The 9335-nt window shown below is 67.8% G+C and carries 5 protein-coding genes; 3 read left to right on the top strand and 2 right to left on the bottom strand.

Annotated elements, in window-relative coordinates; genetic code table 11:
* The first annotated feature begins 501 nt into the window (after positions 1–501).
* Entirely contained in the window at positions 502–1131 is a 630-nt protein-coding gene (locus AC5JJ1_RS05120; protein ID WP_495784037.1) for a hypothetical protein, read from the top strand.
* Between the two features lie 61 nt (positions 1132–1192).
* On the opposite strand, the gene AC5JJ1_RS05115 is transcribed toward AC5JJ1_RS05120, so the two are convergent.
* Entirely contained in the window at positions 1193–2578 is a 1386-nt protein-coding gene (locus tag AC5JJ1_RS05115; protein WP_495784036.1) for a DUF6880 family protein, read from the bottom strand.
* Positions 2579–2694: 116 nt separating this feature from the next.
* Entirely contained in the window at positions 2695–4995 is a 2301-nt protein-coding gene (gene recD2, locus AC5JJ1_RS05110) for an SF1B family DNA helicase RecD2 (protein WP_495784035.1), read from the bottom strand.
* Positions 4996–5888: 893 nt separating this feature from the next.
* On the opposite strand from recD2, the gene AC5JJ1_RS05105 reads away from it, so the two are divergent.
* A complete protein-coding gene (locus AC5JJ1_RS05105) occupies positions 5889–6101 on the top strand; it encodes a hypothetical protein (protein WP_495784034.1) in 213 nt (70 codons plus the stop codon).
* A gap of 96 nt (positions 6102–6197) precedes the next feature.
* The gene (locus AC5JJ1_RS05100) at positions 6198–8519 is read left to right on the top strand and encodes a helicase-related protein (RefSeq protein ID WP_495784033.1); all 2322 of its coding nucleotides are present in this window, start codon (positions 6198–6200) and stop codon (positions 8517–8519) included.
* Positions 8520–9335 lie beyond the last annotated feature (816 nt).

Genomic DNA, 9335 nt, shown 5'->3' with positions numbered 1-9335 from the left:
CCTCTCGGACGTGCTGACCGCAGCAGCTTACTCCCTTTCAGTGAGGGTCAATAGGTACAGCCCTGGCAAAGTCCACACCCCTCCTGCCATAGTCCACGCCGCTCCTGTGGATGCTCCTGGCAAAGTCCACACCTCAGGGCTGGGACTCGGCCGGGACTCGCAGAGGCCGCGACGAGCAGGGAGCATGTTCCGCATCTCCTAGCAGGTACCGTCAACCGGGCCGCGGTCGGAATAAAGTTTAGCAACTGTGTTTCTGGAACGTGGTGGTTAGGCGCAACTCTGGCCCGATAGGCCGGACGTCTTGTTAGACTAAAATTGCAGCGGAGTTGCCTTTCGCGGCACAGCTTGACGGTGCCGCCCGAAGGCCTGCCGTGCAGGGTTGCTCAAATTCAAATTTGAATCCGTAGCTACCAATGCTACTCCCAGCCAAGCTTGCGTTCTTTGATTGCCCCATAGCTTCGGAGGCCATAGGGGAGGGGGGTTATGGCGAGGATTGCGCGCGTGGAGCATGCGACGATCGTCCACAGGGTCGACGTCGAGGGACACAAGGTGGCTGAGGTCGCCGTGGCCTACGGCTGCACGCCCGCCAACATCTACGCCATCCTCGCCAAGCAGCGCCGCCAGGGAGCCGAAGACGCTGCTCCAGCCGTGCCATCACTCAGCCCAGTCAAGGCCGAGCCCGAGGCTAAGGCCGATCCCAGCGCCGCACCCGTGCAGGCTGTCGCAGATGACCTATGCGGTGGCCTGCTGGAGGCTCTACCTGAGCGCATGCCTCCACCACCGCCGGCTTCCCTCGCGCCCGATGTGCCGCTGACCAAGCAGGAGAAGCCACCGCCGCCAGCGCCACTTTCGCTTGCACAGCCTGAGCCGCAGCCAAGGCTTGCTGCTCCCGCCCGCGCGGGGCGCAGCGCGGCGGCGCCAAAGCCGGCAACATCGCCGCGGGCGGGCAAGGCTGGGTACGCCTTGCTGATGCGAACCAGCGATGGCGAGGAGGCGGTAAACCCCTTCCGCTCGCTCGATGAGCTGTTGTCGGCAGCCAAGCCGATCCTGCGCACCGCTGCGCGCAGTCCCGAGCCGATTTGGTTCTCGATCCAGCAGGTCGACCTCGATGCCCTGGACGATGATGTCTGACCAAGCGCTTCGGTGACCGGCATTGGGGCGTCGTTGCTGAAACCGGCGCGACGGATCAACGTCAGCCTTGGCCTTTCAACAGGGCCCAGAACCCGGCCTTGCGGCCATGTTCGCGCTTGAGCCGTGTTAGGAAGGTAGCATGGTCCTCGAGCCCCGGCTCTGCCGGCAACAGCGGCGCGAGGCCTACGCAGGCGCGAACATCGCGCGCCGCATACTGATACTGCCGCGAGGAAGCCCGGCGCAGAACATCCTCGGCCATGGTCCGGTGCAGCAGTGTGGCAGCGGCCGTGTATCGTTCGGCCAACGCCTCGGCTGCCGGGCGGAGCCGGCCATAGTCGCGCCCGTCCATCTCGCCGTGATGCGCCCGTACCAGCCGGTTCGCGGCTTCGAGGTTGGGCCAGCCAACCAGGAAGCTCAGTGCCAGGTTGCGGTCGGGATGGGCCAGCGCCTGCGCCATGGCCCGATCCTCCATCTCAACATCCTCGAAGTCCGGCAAGCCGCGGAGGTAGGGGCGCAGGTGTTGAGGCGTCAGCCAGCGGCAGAACGCCTCCCAGCGCAGGGCCTGTGCGGCCTCGCAGTGCCCAAGCGCGTCCAGTGCGGCAATGCGCAGATCGGCCTGCCGGATCTCCTCGCCCTCATGCCGGCCAGATGCCCGGTCCAGCCAGGCGAGCGCCTCGGCGGGACGCCCATGACCGATCAGGCGTTGGACAATATCGCCGGCGAAGTTCTCCGCCCGGCCACCCTCTTCAGTGGCAGCGATATAGGCATCAACATCGTCCTCAAGGTCGGCCAGGTAGCGCAGGCGAAAGGTGATCTGGCCACGACCGTGCCAGCTCTCGAGTGCGTCGGGCGTGCGGGACAGCGGCAGTGCGGCGAGACGCGCCTGTAGCAGCCGGCGTAGTTCCGCCCGCCCCTCCGGGCCGAGCGCCGGGCCAGCCGCATCCAACAAGCGGTCGGTCTCGCCATACCCATCGGCGTCCCAGAGCGCCAGCACTTCGCTGGCCAGCGCCACCGGATTGCGGTTCGGCAGCAACGTCCAGAGCCGCCCAAGTTCGGCACCGGCCTGCCGGAACACCTCGCCGAGCACGCCGCTACCATCATCGCTGCGCTCGAATACATTAGTGGCCAGGCCGAGCAGCAGCCGCATCTGCGCCACGGCCGCGCGCGGGTTGGTCTTGGCCAGCGGCCCGGCGATTGTCTCGCGCAAGCTGTCGAGCTCGCGGGCGAGGGGCCGTACCTTGTCCCACTCGACGAACCCACGCGAGCGCCCGATGGTGCGGAGCCGCTTCTCCACCTCGGTCATGAGCAGGCCACCTCCATCCATCCCAGCCAGCTCGAGGCGCAACGTGCGGGCCAGCGCGGCATCACCCTTGGCCTGGCTCATTAGCAGCTCGGCCAAACGCTGCGCGCCGAGCTGCAGCAGCGCCTCAGTGCTGAGCGTGCGCAAGCCGGGCGTGGCCCTTTTCGACTTGGGGCGGGCAGACGAGGGCTCGGAGGGGTCCTCACCAGCCGCCGAAGCCGGGGTCAGGCGTGGGCGGGATACCCGGGCTCGTGGCGGCATACTCAGCTCCTGGCGGCAGCGAGGGCACGAGCTGAGGCGCCGCCTGGCGCCAACCACTCCCGGAGCTTCGACCAGCGCCGGCGGGCGCCCTGGTTGCGGACCGCGATGGCCAATGCCCGGCGCTGCCCGATCAGCACGACCAGCTTCTTGCCGCGGGTTACGCCGGTGTAGAGCAGGTTGCGGGCCAGCATGGCGTAGTGCTGCGTCGTGAGCGGGATCACCACGGCCGGGTACTCCGACCCCTGCGCTTTGTGGATGGTCGTGGCGTAGGCCAGCACCAGCTCGTCAAGTTCGCCAAAGCCGTAGGTCACCGGCCGGCCGTCGAAGCTGGCGGTGAGTTCACCGGCTTCCAGGTCGATACCCGTGATCACGCCGAGATCGCCGTTGAACACATCGCGGTCATAGCTGTTAGCCACCTGCATGACCTTGTCGCCGGGGCAGTAGGTCCAGCCAAAGCGCTCGACCCGGAGCTCGCCCGGCGGGTTGAGTGCCTGCTGCAGCTCGATATTGAGCGCCCGCGCACCCAATCCTCCCCGGTTCATCGGGCACAGCACCTGGACGTCCCGGATCGGATCGAGCCCAAACCGGGCAGGGATGCGCTCGCGCACCATGGCCAGCAGTTTGCGGACGCCATCTTCGGGCTCGTCAGCCTCCACGAAGAAGAAGTCGCTGCCCGTGGCTGACTTGAGCTCGGGCAGCTGGCCGCGGTTGATGCGGTGCGCATTCACCACGACCTGGCTCTCGGCAGCCTGGCGAAACACCTCCGTCAGCCGCACCACCGGCACGGCGCCTGAACCGATGATGTCGGCCAGCACCTGCCCAGGCCCGACGCTCGGCAGCTGGTCCACATCACCGACCAGCAGCAGGGCCGAGCTGTCCGGCAGCGCCCGGAGCAGGGCCCGCATCAGCGGCACGTCCACCATCGAGGTCTCGTCCACCACCAACAGCTCGCAGGCCAGTGGGTTCATGTCATCGCGCTTGAAGCCGCCCGTCTTGGGATCGCTCTCCAGCAGGCGGTGAATGGTCCGGGCCTCCAGGCCCGTGCTCTCGGTCAGGCGCTTGGCGGCCCGACCCGTTGGGGCACACAGGGCCACCTCCACCCCCTTGGCCCGGAGTACCTGCAGGATGGAGTTGACCAGCGTGGTCTTGCCCACGCCGGGGCCACCGGTGATCACCAGCACCTTGGAGGAGAGCGCCAGCCGCATGGCCTCCCGCTGGCTGGTGGCCAGGGCGAGGCCGGTGCGTCCCTCCACCCAAGGGATTGCCTTGTCGGCATCGATCGCCGGCCAGGGCTGCCGGCCAGTGGCCAGGCGCATCAGCTGCTCGGCGATGCTCTGCTCGGCGCGATAAAGGCCGGCCAGGAACACGCAACGATCACCCTCCAATGTGTCGGCCACCACCTCGCCGGCCTCAAGCTCGAGGGTGAGCGCGGTTTCGATCAGGTCGGGAGGGACGTCCAGCAGCTGGCCGGCAAGCGTGGTCAGTTCCCCGACCGGTAGCCCGCAATGGCCCTCACCGGTGGCCTCGGCCAGGGCAAAGGAGATGCCGGCGCGGACCCGGATCATCGCCGTGGGCTCGATGCCGAGCTTGCCTGCGACGATGTCGGCGGTGCGGAAGCCGATGCCGCGGATGTCGCGTGCCAGCCGGTAGGGGTTCTCGGTGATGGCCTGCACGGCATTCGCGCCATAGGTCTTGTAGATCCGCACAGCCCGCGACGTCCCAACCCCGTTGGCATGCAGGAAGAGCATGATCTCGCGGATCACCTTCTGCTCTGCCCAGCCCGCAACGATGCGCGCCGCGCGCTTGGGACCGATGCCGGTGACCTCGCGCAAGCGGTCGGGCTCAGCCTCAATCAGCTCGAAGACCGCCGTTCCGAATGCCCGCACCAGCTTCTTGGCATAAACCGGACCGATCCCGCGGATCATGCCCGAGCCAAGATACTTCTCGATGCCATCCAGTGTGGTGGGCTGCGTGGCCTTCAGGAACCCCGCCCGAAACTGCAGACCATGGGTGCGGTCGTTGATCCAGGTGCCAGAGAGCTGCACCCACTCGCCGGCTGAGATCGAGGCGGCGTGCCCGACGACCGTGACCAGGTCACGCTGCCCACGCGCCTTGATCCGCAGCACGCAAAAACCGTTTTCAGCGTTGTGGTAGGTGACCCGCTCGACGAGGCCGGCCAGCGCCTCGGTCGGCGGGCCGTGGTCAACAGGTGGAGACGAGGCAATAGCAGCGGGCACCGCGGGAAGATGGCGCCGTTGTGCTGCCAATGCGAGAGCCGCTATCTCCAGCGCCTTCACCGGCATCCCATTGGCAGATCATAGCTGCCGGTTGATCTACTGGGCCGGAAGTGAGGTGCCGGTATCGCCGAAGCGGTTCAGCTGACCTTAGGAAACCCTCTTGCCGACAGAATGACCAAACATTTTCAAGCTTCTAGCTACGGCAACTGAGGATGCTGACATCCTCGTCGATATGGATACCGACAAGCATATGCCGGGAGCATAGGTACTGCTCGAGGCGTCTGCGATAGGAGCCTCGGCCTAGCGCGCAATCCGCTCGGCCACATCAGCCGCATGCGAGATGCTGGCGATCACGGCGGCACCATCGAAGTCACCTGCCCGACTGATGGCAGCGTCGAGGCGGCGATCGGCAGAAGGCTAGAGTTTGGATGACGAGAGCGGCCAATGAAGCCGCAAGGCTATTCCTTGCGCTGGATCACTTTGGGATACGGCCAAAAAAGCCCGACGAGTTGCGTAATCCCGAACCACATCAGGGGCAGGACCAAGCGTGCCTCGCGCTACCCTCCACTCTCCGTGTCGTCCAGTGCTGCGTCACCCTCATCAGCGGCCGCATCGGTTGCAGCCTCAGGACGAGGATCTCGGCGGCGATCTAGGTAATCGCCAAGGCGGATATTCAGACAATCTTCGTTCAGCATCGAAGGCCAACGCCTGCTTTCCGCGAAGGTGCAACTCCTTTCCGCCAGCAGGATTGGTGCAGAAACTCCTGTCGAGCCTGACGGCTCCGACGAATGCAAGCTGGCTAGCTGCCGACAAGGACGGTTGCGCCAGGCTACCTGCCGTATGCTTTGGCTGGCGGTAAGCATCCGTTGGCGCTCGGCAATAGAATGCTGGCGCCATTTATGGCCTTCGCGCGTTGCCTGTGCTCGTCACCCGGTAGCGATGCGCAGGAGTTGGATCTGATGGCCAAGAAGCAGGACGACGGCACGAGCACGGCGGGGCAGGACCAGGCGAGCCGGGGGCGGCCCGAGGCCGCGGCAGAGCGGAGGAAGGAAGGTGGCCAATCCAGCGAGGAGACGGACCCGTCCATCCTGACCCCGGGCGGGAACGTGCGCTACGGCGGCGGCAATGCGCAGGGCGTCCCAATGGCACCCGACAGCGAGGACGACAAATAGCCTTCGGCCTGGGCGATCGAACGCCAGGGTTGCCCGAACGCTAACCTGCCGACACGACCTTCCCGGCACCGGGCAGGTCCTGCGCAGGAGACTGTCATGGGCCAAAACCACCTCTCCCGTTCCGTGAGTGGCGGCGCCGGCGAGCAGGCCGACTGGCGCAGGCGGCTGGAGGCCCTGGCCAAGCGTGCCGAAGCCCTGCCGGTGCGGCGCGACGACCTTGATGTGGCGATGGCCAACATCGGCGCCCCGGATGCTGGGGATGCCGAGTTGCTGGCGGCACTGCGTGAGGCGGTGCTGGCTCGGCTCGGCGGCTACGGCGTGCCCGAGACGGCGCTCGCCGCCGCGCTGGACGAGCTGCCGAAAGGGCCAGCCGGGGAGGCCACGATGGAGGCGGTCGGGCATTGCGCCCGCTTCGTTGCTGAGGCCTTCGCGCTGTCCGGCCCGGATGCCGCTGCCTTCGCCCGCCGGGCGGTCGAGGCAGAGCGCCAGCGCCGGGCCGAACGGCGCAGCGCGGCACGGGCGGCACGCGAGACCAGAGCCGAGGAGGAGCGCCGCCTGGAGGCATGGGAGGCGTCCCTGATCGGCGCTGGGGCGGTGCCGGCGCTGCTGGGCTGCACCGGGGCGGAGGCGGAGCGCTGGATCCGCGCCGGCCGCCTGCCCGTTGCCCGCCAAGTGGTGGTCCGCGAGGGCGGCAGGACGGTGCGGGAGCCCCAGTTCGACCCTGCCGTCCTGGAGGGCCTGCGAGCCTCGCTGCCCGAGTGGCGGAAGGCCGAGGCCGGTGCCCCGCCGCCGGCACCACGCGAGGCCCGGGCCGAACCGCGCGGTGTGACCAATGCGGCTGTCGCCCGCGTAGCGGGTCTTGACCGCTATGCCGCGCATTTCGTCACCGCCCGCGCCCTGAACCGTCGGATCATCGCCTGCCTGGGCCCGACCAACTCGGGCAAGACCTATTTCGGGCTGACGCGGCTGGCGGAGGCGGAGACCGGGCTGGCGCTCGGGCCGCTTCGGCTTCTCGCGCATGAGTACCGGGAGGCGCTGGAGGCGCGCGGCGTGCCCACCGCGCTCTCGACCGGGGAGGAGCGCATCCTTGCCCCTGGCAGCCGCCATACGGCAGCGACGGTGGAGATGTGCCCCTTCCGCACACCGGTCGATGTGGCGGTGATCGACGAGGCGCAGATGCTGGCCGACCCCGAGCGGGGCCCGGCCTGGACGGCGGCCATCATGGGGGTGCCTGCGCGGACGGTGATCGTGCTGGGTGCCCCTGATGCGGCGCCGATGATCGGGCGCATCGCCCGGCTCTGCGGCGACCCGCTGGAGGAGGTGCGGCTGGAGCGGATGGGGCCGCTGGCCGCGGCAGCGGATCCGGTGCCGCTGGATGATATCGGCCGCGGCGATGCGGTGATCGCGTTCTCGCGGCGGGAGGTGTTTGAGCTCCGCGCGGCTCTGTTGCGGCGCGGGCGGAGCGTGGCGGTGGTCTATGGCGCGCTCGGCCCCACGGTGCGGCGGGCCGAGGCGCGACGCTTCCGGGAAGGCGAGGCTGAGGTGCTGGTGGCGACCGATGCGATCGGCATGGGGCTGAACATCGGCCCGCTGCGGCGGGTGGTGTTCTCGGCGCTAACCAAATGGGATGGGCAGCAGGACCGCCCGCTGACGGTGCAGGAGATCAAGCAGATCGGCGGCCGCGCCGGACGATTCGGGGGCGCGCATGCGGAGGGGATCGTGGCTGTCCTCGAGGGCGGCGGCGACCCGGCGGCGATTGCCCATGCGCTGGCGGCGGGCCCCGCGGCGCCAGGGGATCTGCGCCCGCCGGTGGCCCCCGATGCAGATATCGTCGCCGCGGTGGCGGCCGAGATCGGCACCGAGAGCCTGTTCGGTACGCTGCGGCGGATCGAGCGGTCGGTGCTGCGGCGCGATGACCCGAACTACCGGCTGGGCGACCTGTCGACGCAGATCGCCATTGCCGCGGCGGTGGACGGGGTGTGGGAGCTCTCCCTGCTGGACCGCTGGACCTATGCGATGTGCCCGGTGGACGAGCGGGACGAGGGCATCGAGCGGCTGGCGGGTTGGGCAGTGGAGCATGCGCTGGGCCGGACGGCGCCGCCGCCGCGGGCGGGGCACCTGCCGCCCCCCAGCCGGGCCAGCCAGGAGACGCTGCAACTGGCCGAGCGGGTGCATCGCCGGCTCGTCGCCTGGCGCTGGATGGCGCTGCGGTTTCCGGAGGTTTACCGGGACATCGACGGTGCCCTGGCGGAGAGCGGCCGGCTCAACGAGTGGATTGAGGCGGTGCTGGCGACGCGCCCCTCGGGGCGGGTGCTGGCCTTGGCTGCCGGGGAGACCATGGAGGTGGGTGGCGCATCACGCGGTCATTCCAAGCGGCGCCAGTTCGGCCAGCGCGGAGGATCGGCCCGAAAGGCGTGATGGGCTGCTTTATGGGGCTTGAACTTGATTAGCTGGACTGCCAGATAGGCGCCCCGCTGTGAGGCGGTGCTCTTTCGAAAGATGTCTCGCCGGGCTTGAAGCCAAGTCTCGGGAATCTTAAATGAAGTACTTGCTGTGGCGCGAATCCTTTCCAGAGGTCCAGGTGACTGGGTCTTGAAGTAGGGGCTGAAAGGCTACATCTTGGTGGTCTGCCGCAGGGCGGTTTGGTTGGGAGGCTTGGGCAACTAGGTCTTGACGGTGGGGCTGAGAGGCTCCATATCGGCCATCCGCTGCAAGGCGGATTGCTTCCAAAAAGGTCCGGGTGACTGGGCCTTGAAGTGGGTGTCGAGAGGCACTACTTCAGTGATCCGCCGCTGAGGCGGAGGCTCCGGGGGCGGCCCCGGAGCGGGCCTGAAACTGGTGCTTGTGAGTGCCAAGTCGGGTGCCCTGTAGCGGGGCGGTTGCTCTTTCCAGGCTGGCCGGTGGCGCCTTTTGGTGTTGCTGGCGGTGTTTGGAGATCGAGGGCCGCTCGGCTGCTAAACCCTGATCTTTGTGCCTTCGGGCACCGGTTTTTGCCCTGCAGCGATGCGGGGTCGCTTTCTGTCGGTTCTGGGCCGCGCCAGTGATGGCGCGCCGAGCGGAGGGAGGCGGGTTCTTTGACAGTTGCATCGGTCTTTTGGAAGTAAGCAGGCGCTCTCGCCTTGTCTGCTGGTGCTGTTCCGCAAGGGCATGTGCTGGCAGCTTGGGATCTGAAGAGCGCTTTGCATCGAGAGTGGTGAGCGGAGCCTGATCGAAAGGCATCTGCGTGGCCTGGCT

The sequence above is a fragment of the Belnapia sp. genome (genome assembly GCF_059504005.1).
The sequence above is the reverse complement of the archived record's forward strand: the minus strand, read 5'-3'. Positions and strand labels throughout refer to the sequence as shown.

Excerpts from the sequence above, each read along its gene's own strand:
- recD2 (WP_495784035.1), bottom strand. The coding sequence starts at position 4,995 with ATGCCGGTGAAGGCGCTGGAGATAGCGGCTCTCGCATTGGCAGCACAA.
- AC5JJ1_RS05105 (WP_495784034.1), top strand. The coding sequence starts at position 5,889 with ATGGCCAAGAAGCAGGACGACGGCACGAGCACGGCGGGGCAGGACCAG.
- AC5JJ1_RS05100 (WP_495784033.1), top strand. The coding sequence starts at position 6,198 with ATGGGCCAAAACCACCTCTCCCGTTCCGTGAGTGGCGGCGCCGGCGAG.